Source organism: Oerskovia sp. 140933 (assembly GCF_059651515.1).
Window position 1 is genome coordinate 1 of sequence record NZ_JAMXIO010000030.1, and the last position, 17365, is coordinate 17365.

Annotated in this window: 16 protein-coding genes; 7 read left to right on the plus strand and 9 right to left on the minus strand. The window is 73.9% G+C overall.

The window, feature by feature from the left end:
- Positions 1-139 precede the first annotated feature (139 nt).
- Both NHG27_RS14770 and NHG27_RS14775 read right to left on the minus strand, forming a co-directional pair.
- Positions 140-529, minus strand: a complete 390-nt coding sequence (locus tag NHG27_RS14770; RefSeq protein ID WP_193720923.1) for a GntR family transcriptional regulator — start codon at positions 527-529, stop codon at positions 140-142.
- Positions 526-1374, minus strand: coding sequence for a hypothetical protein (locus NHG27_RS14775; protein ID WP_497016792.1), 849 nt, complete (start codon positions 1372-1374; stop codon positions 526-528). Before NHG27_RS14775 ends, NHG27_RS14770 begins: the two co-directional genes overlap by 4 nt.
- Positions 1375-1430: 56 nt before the next feature.
- Here NHG27_RS14775 and NHG27_RS14780 point away from each other — a divergent pair, with 56 nt between their 5' ends.
- Positions 1431-2060 carry a hypothetical protein gene (locus NHG27_RS14780; RefSeq protein ID WP_497016793.1) on the plus strand — a complete coding sequence of 210 codons (630 nt, stop codon included), beginning with the start codon at positions 1431-1433 and terminating at the stop codon, positions 2058-2060.
- Between the two features lie 85 nt (positions 2061-2145).
- On the opposite strand, the gene NHG27_RS14785 is transcribed toward NHG27_RS14780, so the two are convergent.
- The 3 genes from NHG27_RS14785 to NHG27_RS14795 are packed head-to-tail and all read right to left on the minus strand — an operon-like array spanning position 2146 to position 5950.
- On the minus strand, positions 2146-3111 hold the full coding sequence (locus tag NHG27_RS14785; protein WP_497016794.1) for a MaoC/PaaZ C-terminal domain-containing protein: 966 nt from the start codon (positions 3109-3111) through the stop codon (positions 2146-2148).
- Positions 3108-4460 (minus strand): 3-oxoacyl-ACP reductase, encoded by a 1353-nt coding sequence (locus NHG27_RS14790; protein ID WP_497016795.1) that lies wholly within the window; start codon positions 4458-4460, stop codon positions 3108-3110. The genes NHG27_RS14785 and NHG27_RS14790 overlap by 4 nt, the downstream gene beginning before the upstream one ends.
- Before the next feature lie 11 nt (positions 4461-4471).
- Positions 4472-5950 (minus strand): acetyl-CoA C-acetyltransferase, encoded by a 1479-nt coding sequence (locus tag NHG27_RS14795; protein WP_497016796.1) that lies wholly within the window; start codon positions 5948-5950, stop codon positions 4472-4474.
- Positions 5951-6185: 235 nt separating this feature from the next.
- On the opposite strand from NHG27_RS14795, the gene NHG27_RS14800 reads away from it, so the two are divergent.
- The 3 genes from NHG27_RS14800 to NHG27_RS14810 all read left to right on the plus strand — a co-directional run bounded on the left by NHG27_RS14800 (position 6186) and on the right by NHG27_RS14810 (position 10175).
- Positions 6186-7019 (plus strand): TetR/AcrR family transcriptional regulator, encoded by an 834-nt coding sequence (locus NHG27_RS14800; RefSeq protein ID WP_497016797.1) that lies wholly within the window; start codon positions 6186-6188, stop codon positions 7017-7019.
- 38 nt (positions 7020-7057) lie between these two features.
- On the plus strand, positions 7058-9226 hold the full coding sequence (locus tag NHG27_RS14805) for an acyl-CoA dehydrogenase family protein (protein ID WP_497016798.1): 2169 nt from the start codon (positions 7058-7060) through the stop codon (positions 9224-9226).
- Positions 9227-9449: 223 nt separating this feature from the next.
- Positions 9450-10175, plus strand: a complete 726-nt coding sequence (locus NHG27_RS14810) for a GNAT family N-acetyltransferase (RefSeq protein ID WP_497016799.1) — start codon at positions 9450-9452, stop codon at positions 10173-10175.
- A gap of 80 nt (positions 10176-10255) precedes the next feature.
- Here the strand turns inward: NHG27_RS14810 and NHG27_RS14815 are convergent, their stop codons facing one another.
- A complete protein-coding gene (locus NHG27_RS14815; RefSeq protein ID WP_497016800.1) occupies positions 10256-11122 on the minus strand; it encodes a phosphotransferase in 867 nt (288 codons plus the stop codon).
- A gap of 34 nt (positions 11123-11156) precedes the next feature.
- Complete coding sequence (locus NHG27_RS14820; protein WP_321575433.1) at positions 11157-12113, minus strand: DUF2599 domain-containing protein; 957 nt, start codon at positions 12111-12113, stop codon at positions 11157-11159.
- Positions 12114-12293: 180 nt separating this feature from the next.
- On the opposite strand from NHG27_RS14820, the gene purL reads away from it, so the two are divergent.
- Entirely contained in the window at positions 12294-14666 is a 2373-nt protein-coding gene (gene purL, locus NHG27_RS14825; protein WP_497016801.1) for a phosphoribosylformylglycinamidine synthase subunit PurL, read from the plus strand.
- A 252-nt stretch (positions 14667-14918) separates the two neighbouring features.
- Here purL and NHG27_RS14830 read toward each other — a convergent pair whose 3' ends face one another.
- Positions 14919-15464: a hypothetical protein gene (locus NHG27_RS14830; RefSeq protein ID WP_497016802.1), complete on the minus strand. Its 546-nt coding sequence runs from the start codon at positions 15462-15464 to the stop codon at positions 14919-14921.
- A gap of 269 nt (positions 15465-15733) precedes the next feature.
- Between NHG27_RS14830 and NHG27_RS14835 the strand changes: the two genes are divergently transcribed.
- Both NHG27_RS14835 and NHG27_RS14840 read left to right on the plus strand, forming a co-directional pair.
- A complete protein-coding gene (locus NHG27_RS14835; RefSeq protein WP_497016803.1) occupies positions 15734-16762 on the plus strand; it encodes an endonuclease/exonuclease/phosphatase family protein in 1029 nt (342 codons plus the stop codon).
- 9 nt (positions 16763-16771) lie between these two features.
- On the plus strand, positions 16772-17131 hold the full coding sequence (locus tag NHG27_RS14840) for a hypothetical protein (protein WP_497016804.1): 360 nt from the start codon (positions 16772-16774) through the stop codon (positions 17129-17131).
- A 12-nt stretch (positions 17132-17143) separates the two neighbouring features.
- Here the strand turns inward: NHG27_RS14840 and NHG27_RS14845 are convergent, their stop codons facing one another.
- Entirely contained in the window at positions 17144-17362 is a 219-nt protein-coding gene (locus NHG27_RS14845; RefSeq protein ID WP_193720445.1) for a helix-hairpin-helix domain-containing protein, read from the minus strand.
- Positions 17363-17365 lie beyond the last annotated feature (3 nt).

The following is a 17365-nucleotide window of genomic DNA, read 5'->3' on the forward strand; positions in this document are numbered from 1 at the left end:
GGTCAGGCAACCCGGAAGACGTGCCTGACCGACCTCGGGTTCGGCACCCCGGTGGCCTCGGGTTCGGCACCCCGATGGCGAGGCGGATCCCCGTCCCGACGTGCCGCAGGCGCTCCCGGTCCGTCGGACGGGCGCCGGCTCACTCCTCGGCCGACGAACGGGCGCGGAGCCGTTCGAGGGCTGCGTCGAGGGCCGCACGGGTGGCTGCGCCGTCGAGCCCCGTCTGCTGCGCGACCAGGGCGAGGGCGTCGGCCGCGGACGTGACGTCGTCGGGTCCGACGACGGCGCGCTCGGGACCCAGGACGATCGTGCCGTGCCGGCCCAGGGTCTCGACGAGGCCGTCGCGCGCGAGCGCGTCGTAGGCCTTGTTGACCGTCCCGCGGGCCAGGTCGAGGTCGGTCGCGAGATCACGGATCGTGGGGAGGCGCGTGCCCGGACGGAGCTGCCCCGACGCGATGAGCCGGCTCACCTGGGCGCGGATCTGCTCGAAGACCGGGACGGGGGACCGGGGGTCGACCTGGACGATCATCGAGCGCCGCCGGCCCCCGTGCCCGACGGGACCGCCCTGGCCGGGCGGAGGTTCACGGACCAGGGCCGCTGGGGTGACGCCCGGTGCACCAGCACGAACGACGCGACGAGCAGGGCGAGCGAGCAGAGCGTCTGGGCGAGCGCGAGGGGTGGCGAGGACGCCGGGACCGAGGCGATCGCCTGGCTGACCGTGAGCGTCGCGACCCCTGCCTCGAGCCACGCGAGCGACCTGGCGGCGAAGGACCGGATGCGGTGGTCGACGGTCGCGGCCTCGGGGGACAGGACGGGCCGCCGCCGCGACCGGACGACCGACTGGGTCCACTCGGCGACCGCGGCGACGGCGATCCCGGTGAGCGCGACGAGCAGCGGGGCGATGTGCCCGGCCCCTGCGGCGACCGCGCCGAGGAGCAGCGACCCGGCGAGGAGTGCGCGAGCGACGACGACGGTCCGTCCGCGCTCGAGCGACGGGCGCGGGGCGAGCGAGGCGGTGCGGAGCGAGGGTTCGCCGTCCGTGGCGCGTGGGCGCGCGAGCCGGTACGTCTCGGCCGACAGGGACCCCACGAGGACGCCGGTCAGGCCGCAGAAGAGCACGGTCGCGAGCGAGACCTCCATGTTCCAGCGGAGCCCGAGGAGGATGCCGAGCGTCGTCCCGAGCAGCCCGCCGACCATCCGGTGCTGGCGGTGCCGGGTGAGATAGCGGCGGTAGACGTCGGCCTGGGCGGCGGGGACGTCGGGGGTCCCTGCGATCCATCGGACGTCGCCCGCGCTGACGCGGCGGTTCGCGTTGAGGGCCACGAGGAGCAGCACCACGAGGCCGGCGAGAAGGAGGGGAGGGACGAGTCGCACGAGCACTACCTTTCTGGCTCTGGCCTATTGGCCCATTGGCACAGTACATTGTGCCAATGTCGTCCACAAGCCTCCTGACGAGCGACCCGTCGCTCACGGCCCTCACCCCGCGCCCCACCCGCGGACGCAGCCTGCTCCTGGTGGTCGTCGCCGCCGTCCTCCTGGTCGGGGCCTGGTTCTCCTCCAGCCTGCTGCGACCCGGTCCGGACCTCGGGGCGGGCTCCGGAGGGACGGTGGCAGTCGTCCCGCAGGGCGAGGCCGTCCTGAGGATCGTCGACTTCTCGGTCGTCGCGCCGGTCGGGGGGACGGTGGTCGGGATCGGTGACGTCCCGGGGGCGACGGTCCTGGACGCATGGCTCTTCCAGCCACCGGTCGAGATGCCGGCGCTGCGCACGGAGACCCTCGCGCAGCAGTCCGTCGACGAGGTCCTCGCCGACGCCTACGCCCCCGGCGTGCTCGACGGCGCCGCGCTCCCGCAACGGATCACGAGCGGCCCGGTGCAGGTCGTCGTGCTGTGGAAGATCACGGACTGCGGAGCGCTCGACGAGTGGGCCGAACCGTCGATGACGGTGACGAACGTCCTCGGCATGAGCTTCGAGCGGCCGTTCCCGGAGTTCACCGGACCGGCGCTGGACGTGGGGACGGGCTCGCTGGCGGACGGCATCTGCCCACCCCCCGAGGGGTGACGGAGAGGTGCCGAACCCGACGTCGGTCTGGCAACCCGGGTGAGTCGCCTGACCGACGTCGGGTTCGACACCCGGACGTGACCGCTCAGCGCGGCGTCACGGCGCCGCTGAAGTGACGCTTCCCGGAACGTCCGTGCCACCCCACGTACGCGAACCCGCCCGGGTGGGCTGCGCCGTCGGGCACACGCGTGATGGCGACCTGGACCGTGCCCGGCAGCAGCACGGGCTTCTCGAACTCGACCGTCCAGTCGTAGGCGTCGCCGCGCGCGGCACCGACCTCGGCCAGCGCGCGGGCGGCCGTGTACATGCCGTGCGCGATGGTCCGCGGGAAGCCGAACGCCTTGGCTCCCAGGACCGAGGTGTGGATGGGGTTCCGGTCGCCCGAGATCGCGCCGTACGCGCGCCCGGTCCCGCTGCCGAGCTCCCAGCGCGCCGTCGGGAGCGGCGGCACGAACTCCTCGCGCGGCGCCTCCTCGATCCGCCGAGAGGGCGGCTCGTCCGGCGGCAGCCCGAACCCCTTGGCCAGGTACGTCGAGACGCCGCGGTACGCGAGCTCGCCGCCCGTGCTCACCTCGGTCACGAGGTCCACCTGGACCCCGCGCCGGTGCGCGCGCAGGTGCTCGGCGGACGCCCGCACCTCGAGCACGTCGCCCACCCCCACGGGCCGGTGCACCGAGACCGCGTTCGACACGTGCACCAGCCCCAGCAGGGGCAGCGGGAAGTCGCCGCGCACCATGACCGCGGTCGCGAGCGGGAACGCGAGGACGTGCAGGTACCCGGCGGGCAGCGTGTCGCACACGCGCTCGCCGATCAGCCGCTGGTACGCGGTCAGGTGCTCGGTCACGCCCGACGTCGGGACGTCGTCGACGCGGTAGACGACGTCGGGCAGGACGAGGTCGCGCGGCCCGGGCAGGACGCGCCCCACGGGGGAGCGCGTCACGGCGATCCGGCCCGACGACGCCACGCCCTTCGCGTACAGGCCGCCGAGTCCCGGCAGCGAGGGCAGCGTGACGAGGCGGGGGTTGCGGGAGGCGTGCGAGGTGGCCGTCACGCGCCCACCAGGCTCTGGCCGCACACGCGCAGCACCTGACCGTTGACGCCCGACGCGGCCGGGGACGCGAGGAACGCGATGGCCTCCGCGACGTCGATCGGCAGCCCGCCCTGCTGGAGCGAGGACACGCGCCGCGCCATCTCGCGCTGGACGAGCGGGATCGAGGCCGTCATGTCGGTCTCGATGAACCCGGGCGCTACCGCGTTGGCCGAGCCGCCGAGCGGGGCCAGGAGGCGTGCCGTCGCGCGCGTGTGGCCGATCACCCCGGCCTTGGAGGCGCCGTAGTTCGTCTGTCCGCGGTTTCCCGCGATGCCGCTCGTGGAGGCGAGCGAGACGATGTGCGGGGCCTCGGAGAATCCGTTCGCACCCAGCAGGTACTCGTTGATCCGCAGCTGCGAGAGCAGGTTGACCGCGATGACGGCGTCCCACTTGTCGGGCGACATGTTGGCGAGCAGCTTGTCGCGCAGGATCCCGGCGTTGTGGACCAGGACGTGCAGGCCGCCGTGGCGGGTTCGTGCGTGCTCGAGGATGCGGGCGCCCGCGTCCTCGGCGGTCACGTCGAGCTGCAGGGCCGTGCCCTTGATCTCGTTCGCGACCTTCGCGAGGGACTCGCCCGCCGCGGGGACGTCGACCACGACGACCGTCGCGCCGTCGCGCGCCAGGGTCCGGGCGATGGCCGCCCCGATCCCGCGGGCCGCGCCCGTCACGACCGCGACCCGGCCCGCGAGGGGGCGGTCCCAGTCGGGCGTGACGTCGTTGCTGGTCGGGCCCACGTGCAGGAGCTGTCCGTCGACGAACGCCGAGCTGCCCGACAGGAAGAACCGGAGCGTCGCCAGGGCCGAGGTCGAGTCGGGCGCCGCACCGTCCGTGAGCTGGATGCCGTTGGCCGTGGCACCCGCGCGCAGTTCCTTCGCGAGCGAGCGCAGGAACCCGTCGACCCCCTGACGGGTCGCCGCGAGCAGGGGCGTGTCGTCGTCGGCCGGCGCACGCGAGACGGTCACGACGCGTCCACCCGGCGCGAGGCGGCGCAGGTTCGCGCCGAGCTCGAGCACGGGGGCCGAGAAGTCCGCCGGGCTCGTGGCGCCGGTCAGGACCACGACGACGGCCCCCCAGCGGGTCTCCCCGGCGTCGGCGTTCTGCCGCACGTCGAGGTCCCACCCCAGCAGGGCCTGCGCGACGGCGTTCGTGTCGGCGGCGGAGCCGGGCTCGCCGATCACGAGGACCGGGCCGGGGACGAGCGGGTCGCCCGGGCGGTAGCGGCGCAGGACCGCGGGCCGGGGCAGGCCGAGCTTCTTGGCCAGCGTCTTGGTGAAGCCGGAGTTCACGGCGGACAGGTACTTGTCGGTCATGGTGGGCTCCCTCAGCTCTCGGTGGTGGTCGCGGCGGTCGTCGCCGACGGTACGGTCGGTACGTCTGCGCTCTCGAGGATCGCGGCGAGGCCCAGGCCGCCGGCCGCGCAGATCGAGATGAGCGCCCGGGCAGGGCGACCGGTCTCGGAAGCCCTCTGCGCGACGAGCTTCGCGGCCGTGGCGACGATGCGCCCTCCCGTCGCGGCGAACGGGTGCCCTGCGGCGAGCGACGAGCCGTTGACGTTGAGGCGCGAGCGGTCGATCGAGCCGAACGCGCCGTCCAGGCCGAGCTCGGTGCGGCAGTAGTCGTCGTCCTCCCACGCGGCGAGCGTCGTCAGGACGGTCGACGCGAAGGCCTCGTGGATCTCGTAGAAGTCGAAGTCCTCGAGCGTCAGGCCGTTGCGGGCCAGCAGGCGGGGGACCGCGTGGGCCGGGGCCATGAGCAGGCCCTCGTGGCCGTGCACGAAGTCGACCGCGGCGGACTCGGCGTCGACCACGCGGGCGAGGACGGGCAGGTCGTGCTCGGCGGCCCACTCGCGCGACCCGAGCAGGACCACGGAGGCGCCGTCGGTCAGGGGGGTCGAGTTGCCGGCGGTCATGGTGGGGCCCGGGGCCCCGCTGCCCGCGGCCGCCCCGTGCACGGGTGCGCTGGGCGTGAGGTGCGTGCCAAACACGGGCTTGAGGGACGCGAGCTTCTCGGCCGAGGAGTCGGCGCGCATGTTCTGGTCCTGCGTGAGGCCGCGGAACGGCGTGACCAGGTCGTCGAAGAACCCGGCCTTCCAGGCGGCGGACAGGTTGAGGTGGCTGTTCAGGGCGACCTCGTCCTGCGCCTCGCGGCCGACACCCCACTCGGCGGTCGTGATGGCCTGGTGCTCACCCATCGACAGGCCCGTGCGCGGCTCGCCCGTGCTCGGGGTGGACGGGGCCAGGTCGCCGGGGCGGATCGACGCGAGGGCCTTGAGCCGTGCACCCAGGCTCTTGGCGTGGCTCGCCTTGAGCAGCGCCTTGCGCAGCCCTTCGCTCACGGCGATGGGAGCGTCCGAGACGGTGTCGGATCCGCCCGCGACCCCCGACTCGATCTGCCCGAGGCGGATCTTGTTGGACACCGTCACGACGGCCTCGAGGCCCGTGGCGCACGCCTGCTGGAGGTCGAACGCTGGGGTCTGCGGCGAGAGCGACGAGCCCAGGACGGACTCGCGGACCAGGTTGAAGTCGCGCGAGTGCTTGAGCACCGCGCCGCCGACGACCTCGCCGAGGCGTTCGCCCTGGAGGCCGTAGCGTGCGACGAGCCCCTCGAGGGCGGCCGTGAACATGTCCTGGTTGCTGGCCCCCGTGTACTTGCCGCCCGCGCGGGCGAACGGGATGCGGTTGCCGCCCAGGACGTAGGCGTCACGGGGGGCGGGAGAGCTCGTCGGCGTGCGCTCCGGTCGCGTGACGGGCTGCTCGTCGGCCGTGGGAGTGGTGGTCTGGGGTGCCTTGGGGATGGCCACTTCGCCTGCTCTCTCTCGCTTCGTTGCTGAGGGTGGGGGACCGCGGGCGCGATCCGCGCGGTGTCCAAGACCCACAGTACCTGATACTCTCGGTACCGTGAGGTGGGTCACATGCCTCACCTCGCTGCGCCCGACGGTTCCCGCCACGGGAGGGCGCCGCCCGCCGGGCCACTCGCGGCCCGCCGGACGGAAGACCGAGGGACGACACCGACGTCGGGCACCACTGGAGGACTGTGTGATCAACGGCGACACGACCGGACGACCCGGACGACCCCGCACCACCGTGCTCCCGCGCGACACCGCACGCACCCCGCGCACCGCACCGCCCCCGCCCGTGACCGACGGCCGCTCCACGCGCTGGGACGACCACCGCGCGATCCGCCGCGCCGAGCTCGTGCACGCGGCCCGCAAGGCCGTCCACAAGGGCGGCCCGGGGGTGTCCATGGACGAGATCGCGGCCGCGTCGGGCACGTCGAAGTCGATCATCTACCGCTACTTCGAGGACAAGACCGGGCTGCAGATCGCGATCGGTGCCTCGGTCGTCGGACAGATGCACGACGCCCTGACCCAGGCCGCCGAGTCCGCGGAGACCCCCCGCCGGGCGCTGCGCGCCATGGTCGGCGTCTACCTCGAGATGATCGCGAGCTCGCCCAACGTCTACTACTTCGTGACCCGGACGGGGGCGATCGCCGGGACCGACGGCACGTCCCGCACCGCCTCCGCACCGCTCGCCGCGTTCCTCGACTCCGTGACCGAGCTCGTCGCCCAGCCCTTCACGCGCGCGACCGACGTGAGCCCCGCCGACGCCGCCGCGTGGGCCGCGGGCGCCGTCGGGTTCGTGCGCGGGGCCGGCGAGTGGTGGCTCGGGAACCACGACGCCCCCGACGCCCCCGACCGCGACGAGCTCACCGAGCGGGTCGCCGCCTGGCTGTGGGGCGGCCCGGTCGGCGTCATGGCCCGCACCCGCGCACCCGGGGCGGCCGACACCGCGCCCTCGGCCGCCCCAGGCGACCCGGCCGCCCCAGGCGACCCGGCCGGTGCGACCGCCCCGCCTCCCGACGACCTCTGAACCTCTCTCATGGCTACCACCGGCACACAGGAGTCCCGATGACCACCACCTCTGACCGTACCGCCGCCACCCCCACCCGGGGCGACGGCGCAGCCACCTCCACCTCGATCCCCGCCGCAGGCGTCACACCCTCGATGCCCGCGGGCGAGGTCCGGATCGACGTGGCCGACCTCTCGCACCAGCTCCTGGGCCGGTGGGCGGACCTGCGCGCCAAGGCGCGCGCGACCGCGGGCGAGGAGCGCTTCCACCGCATCGAGGGGCTCTCGCTCACCGAGCACCGCGAGCGGGTCATGGACCAGGTCAAGCAGCTCGTGGACATCGGGCAGGTGTGGCGCGGGTTCCCCACGCGCCTCGGGGGGCAGGACGACGCCGGCGGCAACCTCGCCGGGTTCGAGGAGCTCGTCGCCGCCGACCCCTCGCTCCAGATCAAGGCCGGGGTCCAGTGGGGCCTGTTCGCGTCCGCGATCCTGCACCTCGGCACGCCCGAGCAGCAGGACCGCCTGCTCCCGGGCGCCATGGACGCCTCGGTGCCCGGCGCGTTCGCCATGACGGAGACTGGCCACGGCTCGGACGTCGCCTCGATCGCGACGACCGCGACCTACGACGCCGCGACGCAGGAGTTCGTGATCCACACCCCGTTCCGCGGGGCGTGGAAGGACTACCTCGGCAACGCGGCCGTCAACGGCACGGCCGCGGTCGTGTTCGCGCAGCTCGTGACCAACGGCGTCAAACACGGCGTCCACGCGTTCTACACGCCCATCCGCGAGACCACGCCCGACGGCGCCGCGGGGGCCTTCCTCCCCGGCGTCGGCGGGGAGGACGACGGGCTCAAGGGCGGGCTCAACGGGATCGACAACGGTCGCCTCCACTTCACGGACGTCCGCGTCCCGCGCGAGAACCTCCTGGCCCGCTACGGCCAGGTCGCGGAGGACGGCACGTACACCTCGCCCATCGACAGCCCCGGACGCCGCTTCTTCACCATGCTCGGCTCCCTGGTCCAGGGCCGCGTCTCGCTCGACGGCGCCGCGATCACGGCGTCCAAGCTGGGGCTCGCGGCCGCGGTGACCTACGGCAACCAGCGGCGCCAGTTCAACGGCGCCTCGGCGGTCGACGAGGTCGTGATCCTCGACTACGGCACGCACCAGCGCCGCCTCATCCCCCGCATCGCGCAGACGTACGCCATGCACTTCGCGCACGACCGGCTGCTCGACCTGTTCGACTCGGTGTTCTCGGGCGCGAACGACACCCCCGCGTCGCGCGAGGACCTCGAGACCATGGCGGCCTCGCTCAAGCCCATGAGCACCTGGTTCGCGCTCGACACCCTCCAGGAGGCTCGGGAGGCGTGCGGCGGCGCCGGGTTCCTCACCGAGAACCGGCTCACGAGCCTGCGCGCCGACCTCGACGTCTACGTGACGTTCGAGGGCGACAACACGGTCCTGCTCCAGCTCGTCGCCAAGCGGCTCCTGGCCGACTACGGCAAGGAGTTCAAGGGCATCACGCCGGGGCAGATGGCCCGGTTCGTGGTCGAGCAGGCCGCCGACGCCGCACTGCACCGCACGCCTCTCAAGCGCGCCGCGCAGACCATCGCCGACGTGGGCGACCCGCGCCGCGCCGTCGGGCACCTCAAGGACGTCGGGAACCAGCGCGACCTGCTGACCGACCGCGTCGAGACCATGGTCGCCGAGGTCGCCTCGGCCCTGCGCCCGGCCCAGAAGGCCACGCCCGAGAAGGCTGCCGAGCTGTTCAACCAGCACCAGCACGAGCTCATCGAGATGGCGAAGGCGCACGCCGACCTGCTGCACTGGGAGGCGTTCACCCAGGCCCTCGACACGATCGAGGACGCGGGCACGCGGCAGGTCCTCACGTGGGTGCGCGACCTGTTCGGGCTCACGACCATCGAGCGCAACCTCGCCTGGTACCTGATCAACGGGCGCCTGTCGGCGCAGCGCGCACGCACCGTGACCGGGTACGTCGACCGTCTCGTCGCCCGCCTGCGCCCGCACGCCCAGGACCTCGTCGACGCCTTCGGCTACGGCCCCGAGCACCTGCGCGTGAAGATCGCGTCGGGCGCCGAGCAGGAGCGTCAGGACGAGGCCCGCGAGTACTACCGGCAGCTGCGGGCCAGCGGGGACGAGCCCGTGAGCGAGAAGGCGATCAAGGCCCGCGAGAAGGCCGCGGCCAAGGCGGCGTCCACGCCGAGGCGCTGACGCCCTGCGGTCCTCGTCCGGCTGCCGAGCACGGGGTTGAGGTCGTCATCCCACCTGCTACGACCTCAGTCCCGTGCTCGACCGCACGGAACCCCGTGCTCGATCGGCACAGGGAGCCGCACGAACGACCTCGGACCGACGGCGGAGCGGTACCGCCACCGAGGGAACCCGGGACCCGCCATTCCTTTTGACCCGGCCTCGGGGAGTCCGTCAGGCTGCACCGATGGCTCCCGATCCCTCTGCGGCTCCCTCGACCGACACCCCCCACCCGAACCTCCCCGGTACCGGCGCCCCGACGCGTGCCGAGCTCTGGCCGCCGTCCGGGCTGCGCGTCGTCTCGGGTGACCTGGAGCTGCGCCACCTCGACGAGGACCTCCTGTTCCAGCTCGCGGCGCTCGGCGGCGAGGGCATCCACGACGAGGACTTCATGCCCTTCACGTTCCCGTGGTCGCGCGGTTCGGCGGTCGAGGTCGGCCGCCGGATCCTGGCCTACCAGTGGGGCGCGGCCTCGCGCATCACCCCGGAGTCCTGGGCGATCGAGCTCGCGGTGGTCCGCGGCGGCGAGGTGCTGGGGGTGCAGAGCCTCACGGCGTCGGACTTCCCGGTGACGCGGACCGCGGAGTCGGGCTCGTGGCTGGGACGCCGCCACCAGGGGCGCGGTGTCGGCACGCTCGCGCGGCTCATGGTCCTCGACCTGCTCTTCGAGGGGTTCGGCGCCCGGACGGCCACGACGTCGGCGTGGGCGGACAACGGCCCGTCGATCGCGGTCACGCGCAAGATCGGGTACCGCCCCAACGGCACGACGACGCTCGCGCGCGAGGGCGAGCCCGCGGGCGACGTCCGGTTCCGCCTCGACCGCGAGGACTGGGACGCCCGCGCGGAGGCGCTGCGGCCCGAGGTGACGCTCCACGGCGTCGGGCCGGTCCGGGAGATGCTGGGCCTCGACTGAGCGGCGGCGGGGCTCGCGGTGGGCGACGTCCCGGTCCCGGCACGCGGGAAGGCCCGGGACGGCGTCGGCCGCCCGGCGTGTCAGCGAGCGACCAGCCCCGCGAGGACCGAGCGCGCCTCGGCCTCGAACCCCGGGTCGTCGTGCGCGACCGACCACGCGATGATCGCGAGCGTCGAGAGCGCGACGTACGCGCGCAGCACGAGGCGATCCTCGTCGTCGGGCACGCGGCCGTAGCCCTCGAGGAACGCCGCCTCGAGGTCGGGGCGACCCCGCCACTCGCGCATCGTGAGCTTCTGCAGGTCCACGGCCCACGGTGACGGTTCCGCGTGCGCGAAGTCGATCACGCGCACGCGGCCGTCCGCGTCGACCAGCCAGTTGCGCGGACCGTAGTCGCGGTGCGCCGGGCCGAGCCGCACCGACCGCACGTCGGCCACGGGCGCCGCGACCTCGCGCAGGCGCACCAGGTCCGCCGCGTCGACGAGAGGGGCCAGCGTCCGCGCCCTGTCGTCGAGGTCCGCGAGGAGGCGCTCGCCGTACCCCTCGTCGAGCACGGCCGGGGCGCTCTCGTGCAGCCGGGCCAGGAGGGCGCCGGCCTGCCGGTGGACGCCGGGGTCGTGGGCCGCGCCGCCCGCGGCGAGCGCCCCGGGCACGTGCGTCAGCACCAGCACGTGCGCGGCGACGTCGGCCGTGAGCAGCTGGCCCGCGTCGTCGCCGAGCGCGGGCACCCACCGGCGCAGCGCCTCGACCTCGCGCTCCACGTTGCGCGCCGAGCGCTCCCACTTCACGACGACGTCGCCCGAGCCCGTCCGTACGCGCGCCACCCGGGACTGACCGTGGGGCCAGACCCATTCCTCGACGAGGGCGACCTCGGGGCCGCTCCCGACGGAGGCGGCCCAGGTCGCGGCCGCGTCGAGCAGGACGGAGGACGGCGGGAGGTCGGTGGGCATCCGACGATGCTAGGGCTCTCGGCCGTGAAAGGGGTCAGCCCGTCGGGTTGCAGCGTGCCGCGGCCGTCGCGAGGAACCCGACGTCGGGCCGCCACGGCTCCAGGTTCCACGTCGCCTTGTCGGTCGCGCCCAGGGCGTGGCAGTCGAACTGGTCGCGCATGGTCCGCGAGCCGGCCTCGGGCTCGCTCGCGACGAGCTGCGCCCACGCGGTCGCCTCGCCCACCATGCCGGACAGCCTCGCCCACGGCGTCGGGTCCACGGCGAGCGATCGCCCGCCCTCGCGCTCGCCCCAGGTCGCGCTGCGCACACCCTGCGCGCCGAGCCACGTCGTGACGGTCACGCTCTGCGGTGTCGGCGAGGTCTCGCCCGGGGCGCCCGACGCCGCAGCCCCCTCGGCCTGCACGTGCACCTCCGCGCGGGTCGGCTCCACGACCACGACTCCTGCACGGGCCGCAGGACCGGACGCTTCCGTCGCCTCCGGCGCGGAGAACCCGCCGAGCGTCGTGCCCGCGGCGTCGAGCACGCTGAGGCTGCCGTCGCTGTTGCGGACCAGGGAGCCGTCGGCGGGGGAGACCAGGTCGAGCGTCGCGGGGGGCGCGGCGACCGGGCCGCTGGTCGCGTCGGCGTCGCCGGCGCTCGCCGCCGGCAGGGCGAGGACGAACGCGACCCTGCTGGACCCGTCCTCGTCGGGCGTGACCGTGACCGGGGCGTCGGTGGCCCCGCCGGATTCGTCGCCCTCGTCGGTCTCGTCGGTCTCGGTGAGCGGCACCGACAGCAGCATCTCGATCCCGTCGGCCGCGAGAGTCTGCGTCGACACCTCGGGTTCGGGAGCGGGCGTCCCCGACGCGACCCCCTCGGCGGGCGAGGACGACGACGGGGCGGGAGCGGCGCCGTCGGGCAGGGAGCACCCTCCCAGGAGGACGGCCGCGAGCGCGCCGCTCACCCCGAGGGCGAGGCGCGGCCGGAGACGAGGACGGACGGCAGGAGTCACCGTGCGAGGTTATCGTCGCCGACGTCCCGGACCTGCCCCGGCGGTCCCGTTCGTGGACGCCTTCCCCCGCAGCCCCGAACCGCACGTAAACTGGCCGCACCTGTGCAGCCCCGTGCCGGTCGCCTCCCCGATGACACGCTCGTCGAACGCGCCGGCTGGCACGCCACCCCGAGGGATTCGATGACCGCCCCCAGCAACGCCCCGACGCCCGCCGCAGCGACCTCCGAGCACCGGCCGCACCTCGACACGGTCGAGCGCGCAGCCGCCACCCCCGACGAGGCGCAGCCCTTCGCGGAGCTCGGCCTCAAGCCGGACGAGTACCAGCGCATCCGCGACATCCTCGGGCGACGCCCCACGGCCGCCGAGCTCGCGATGTACTCCGTCATGTGGTCGGAGCACTGCTCGTACAAGTCGTCCAAGGTGCACCTGAGCACGTTCGGCAAGAAGACGACCGACGAGATGAAGAAGCACCTCCTCGTCGGCATCGGCGAGAACGCGGGCGTCGTCGACATCGGTGACGGCTGGGCCGTGACGTTCAAGGTCGAGTCCCACAACCACCCGAGCTTCGTCGAGCCCTACCAGGGCGCGGCGACGGGCGTCGGCGGGATCGTCCGCGACATCATCTCGATGGGTGCGCGCCCCGTGGCCGTCATGGACCAGCTCCGCTTCGGCGCGGTCGACCACCCGGACACGGCGCGCGTCGTGCACGGCGTCGTGTCGGGCGTCGGCGGCTACGGCAACTCCCTCGGCCTGCCGAACATCGGCGGCGAGCTCGTGTTCGACTCCTCGTACCAGGGCAACCCGCTCGTCAACGCGCTGTGCGTCGGCGTGCTGCGCCACGAGGACATCCACCTCGCCAACGCCTCGGGCGTGGGCAACAAGGTCGTCCTGTTCGGTGCCCGCACGGGCGGCGACGGCATCGGTGGCGCCTCGATCCTCGCGTCCGAGACGTTCGAGGACGGCGTGCCCGCCAAGCGCCCCTCGGTCCAGGTGGGCGACCCCTTCATGGAGAAGGTCCTCATCGAGTGCTGCCTCGAGCTCTACGCGGCACGCGTCGTCGAGGGCATCCAGGACCTCGGCGCGGCCGGCATCTCGTGCGCCACCTCGGAGCTCGCGTCCAACGGTGACGGCGGCATGCACGTCGAGCTCGACTCGGTCCTGCTGCGCGACCCGTCGCTCAACGCGGGCGAGATCCTCATGTCGGAGTCGCAGGAGCGCATGATGGCGGTCGTCGCGCCCGACAAGCTCGACGAGTTCCTCGCGATCACGTCCAAGTGGGACGTCGAGACGTCGGTCATCGGCGAGGTCACCGGCACCGGTCGCCTCACGATCGACCACCAGGGCGAGCGCATCGTCGACGTGGACCCCAAGTCGGTCGCCCACGAGGGCCCCACCTACCACCGCCCCTACGCGCGCCCCACGTGGATGGACGGCCTCAACGCGGACACCGTCGTGGCTGCCGGGCTCGCCCGGCCGCAGACCGCCGACGAGCTCCGCGCGACCGCGCTGCGCCTGCTCGGCTCGCCCAACCTCGCCTCGAAGGAGTGGGTCACCAACCAGTACGACCGGTTCGTCCAGGGCAACACGGCCCTCGCCCAGCCCGACGACGGCGGCGTGATCCGCGTCGACGAGACCACGGGCCTCGGGGTCGCGCTCGCGACCGACGCCAACGGCCGCTACGCCAAGCTCGACCCGCGCACGGGCGCCCAGCTCGCGCTCGCCGAGGCGTACCGCAACGTCGCCACGACGGGCGCCCGCCCCCTCGCGATCACGGACTGCCTCAACTTCGGCTCGCCCGAGGACCCCGACTCCATGTGGCAGCTCGTCGAGGCCATCGAAGGCCTGGCCGACGCGTGCCAGACCCTCGGCGTCCCCGTCACGGGCGGCAACGTCTCGCTCTACAACGGCACGGGCGAGCCCGGGCAGATCGACTCGTCGATCCACCCGACGCCCGTCGTCGGCGTCCTGGGCGTGCTCGACGACGTCGCGCACGCGACCGGGTCCGGCTGGCGCGAGGCCGGGGAGTCCGTCTACCTCCTCGGCACGACCCGCCCCGAGCTCGACGGCTCCGCCTGGGCCGACGTCGTCCACCAGCACCTGGGCGGCGTGCCCCCGCAGGTCGACCTCGCCGCCGAGCGTGCGCTGGCCGAGGTCCTCGTCAACGCGAGCCGCGACGACCTGGTCTCCGCCGCGCACGACCTCTCCGAGGGCGGCCTGATCCAGGGCCTCCTCGAGGCGTCGCTGCGCTTCGGGACCGGTGCCAAGGTCTCGATCGACGCCCTTGCCGCGCGCGACGGCGTGACCCCGTTCGAGGCCCTGTTCTCGGAGTCGACGGCCCGCGCGCTCGTCGCCGTGCCGCGCGGCGAGGAGACCAAGCTGGTCGACGCGTGCGTCGCGCGCGGCGTGCCCGTCCTCAAGATCGGCGAGACCGGCACCGAGCCCGCCGAGGTCACCGAGACCGGGGAGTCGCTCGAGATCGAGGGCATCTTCACGATCCCGCTGAGCGAGGCCGACCAGGTCTTCCGTGCGACGCTGCCGGGGATCTTCGGCTGACCCGCTGCTGAGCCGTCCGAGGGGCGGGGTGCGAGACCTGGTCTCCGCGCCCCGCCCCTCGGCGTTCGCGCCAGACTCCGCCAGACTCCGCCAGCGTCCGCCACAGCGGCGCGAGAGTCGTCGTCGCTCGGTCGCCCACGGTGACGCGCGCCCCACCCTTCTCGCGCGAGATGCGGCCAACTGGGGTGCGCGACGGCCTCGAACCCCAGTTGGCCGCATCTCGACGGGCGTCCGTCGGCATGACCCACCGCATCACGCCGGGTGGGACCCGTGGGCACTCCCGGCGGTGAGGGCGCGGGCAGGCCAGGACGGTTCTGCGAGGAGGGCATGTGCGATGCGTCGGACGTCGTCGTCGAGGACGGCCAGGCTGGCGTTCGGAAAGTCGCCGATGTGGTGCCACGTGTGCGACTCGTACTCGTCGGCCGCGAGGACGAGCCCTTGCAGGTCACCCGACACGTCGTACCCGAAGTGCCGGAGAGCCCAGGTCGCGAACGTCCTGGGTGAGAGGCGGCCCGCGAGCACCGCCTCTGCCTGGCTGCCAAGGAGGTGGCGGCTCAGTGCGTCGCGCCCGACCGGGAGGTCGAGCCCCAGCTCCGCGACGACGTCGGCGACCGTGAGCTGGACGACCTCGCGCGGCGCGTCCCGGTAGAGCCCTGCGAGGTCGCGCAGCGCGGGTGAGTCGAGGCCCGCGACGAGCGCGTCGCACGCCGCGTCGACGACGTCCTGCCCGTGGCGGTGGCCTTGCCACGCCCACTGGGCGAGGGCTTCGAGGAAGGTGTTCCGCGCGTCGTCCGTCATACCGCCGAGCCTAGGGAGCCTGGCGCTGGGTGAGCGAGGGGATTCGAGGTTCTGGTCCGTCCCGTCCCGGCAGCGACCTCCCGGCCGTGAGATGGTGGAAGTGTCCGGTTCTGGCGCGGATTCGCAGACACTTCTCCCATCTCGCGCACGGGGGCACCGACCGGGCCGAGGCGTTCTTCACACGATCGCACCGCGGGCTGCACCGGGTCTGCCCGACGTCCGGGGGTGACCAGCCCAGAACCGTGCGAACCGGTCGATAGGGTCGCTGCATGACACACGGTGCAGGTGCCCCCGTGAGCGGATCCGTCGTGACCGAGGAGCGCGGTCCGTCCGGTGCGCGTCGCGTCGGCGGGATCGTGTGGACGGTCGTGCTGGCGCTGTGCCTCGTCGGGGTGGGTGCGCTCACGCTCGCGCGCGCCCTGGGGCTCGACGGCGTGACGCCCCTCGCGCAGCTCGTCTCCGCCACGCCGTGGATGGCCCTCGCCGCGCTCGTGGTGCTGCTGCTCTCGTTGAGCCGGCGGCGGTGGGTGCTCAGCACGATCGCGGGGGTGCTCGTCGTCGCGCACGCGGTGTGGCTCGTGCCGTTCTTCGTGCCGGGGCCGGGCACCGCTCCCGGTGCGGACGGGACGCTGCGCGTCATGGCGACGAACGTCCTCTACGGGCGGGCCGACGCGCTGGCCGTGGTCGACGCGGTCCGGGCGGAGGAGGTCGAGCTGCTGAGCGTGGTCGAGCTGAGCGCGGAGTTCGAGGCAGAGCTCGTGGCCGCCGGGATCGAGGACCTGCTGCCGTACTCGTGGACGCGGCTCCACCCGACCGAGGACGCCGCGGGCAGCGGGCTGTGGAGCGCGACCCCGCTGTCCGACGAGCGGGACGGGGTGGCGAGCCGCTTCCACCAGCCGAGCGCCGTCGTCGGGCTGGACGGGACGGACGTGCGCGTCACGGCCGCCCACCCGCACCCGCCGACCCCCGGAGCGGTCGACCTGTGGGCGGAGGACCTCGCGCTGCTGCGCGAGGAGGCGCACGCCGACCCGACGCCGCAGATCCTGCTCGGCGACTTCAACGCGACCTACGACCACTCGGCGTTCCGCGACCTGCTCGGCGGCCGCTTCGCCGACGCGACGCGGCTCGCGGGCGACGGCCTCAACCTCTCGTGGCCCGCAGGCCGCAGCCACCCGCCCCTCGTCGACCTGGACCACGTGGTGGTCGACGAGGGGATGCGCGTCGGCGACGTCGGGCAGGTCGAGATCCCCGGGACGGACCACCTGGCGATCCTGGCGACCGTCCAGGTCAGGCCCTAGGTTGGTCGCATGAGCGACGACGAGACCGCCACCACGTACGAGTCGCGGCTGCGCGACCTCCTCGAGCACCGCATGGAGTCGGGCCGCGTCCTGTCCGAGCGCGCCGAGCAGGTCGCCGCCGCCAAGGCGCAGCTCGAGGGCGCCGAGCGCGACTATGCGCTCGCGTTCTCCGACGCTCTCGCGGCGGGGTGGACAGAGGCCGAGCTGCGCAAGGTCTTCAAGTCCCTGGGCGTCCCCGTGCCCACCCGGCCGCGCCGCAGCAAGAGCACGGGGGTCAAGGCGCAGCCGCCCGTCCCCAAGCCGCCCGTCGTGACGGCCCTGGCGCGGCGGCACGACGACACCGAGGTCATCGACGTGATCACGGCCTGACGCAGCCCTGCATCACGCCTCCCGGAACCCTGCCCCTCGCTCGGCGAGCTCTTCGCCCAGGATCCGGATCGCCCGGGGCCCGACCCCGTGGATCGCGAGCAGCTCCTGGGTGGTCGCGCGCGTGAGGTCCTCGTAGCGGGTGTACCCGTGATGGGCGAGCTCACGCGTCGCGACCTTGCCGATGCGCGGCGTGAGGTCGCTGGGCGGGACGGCGGCGCGATCGTCGGTCATGGC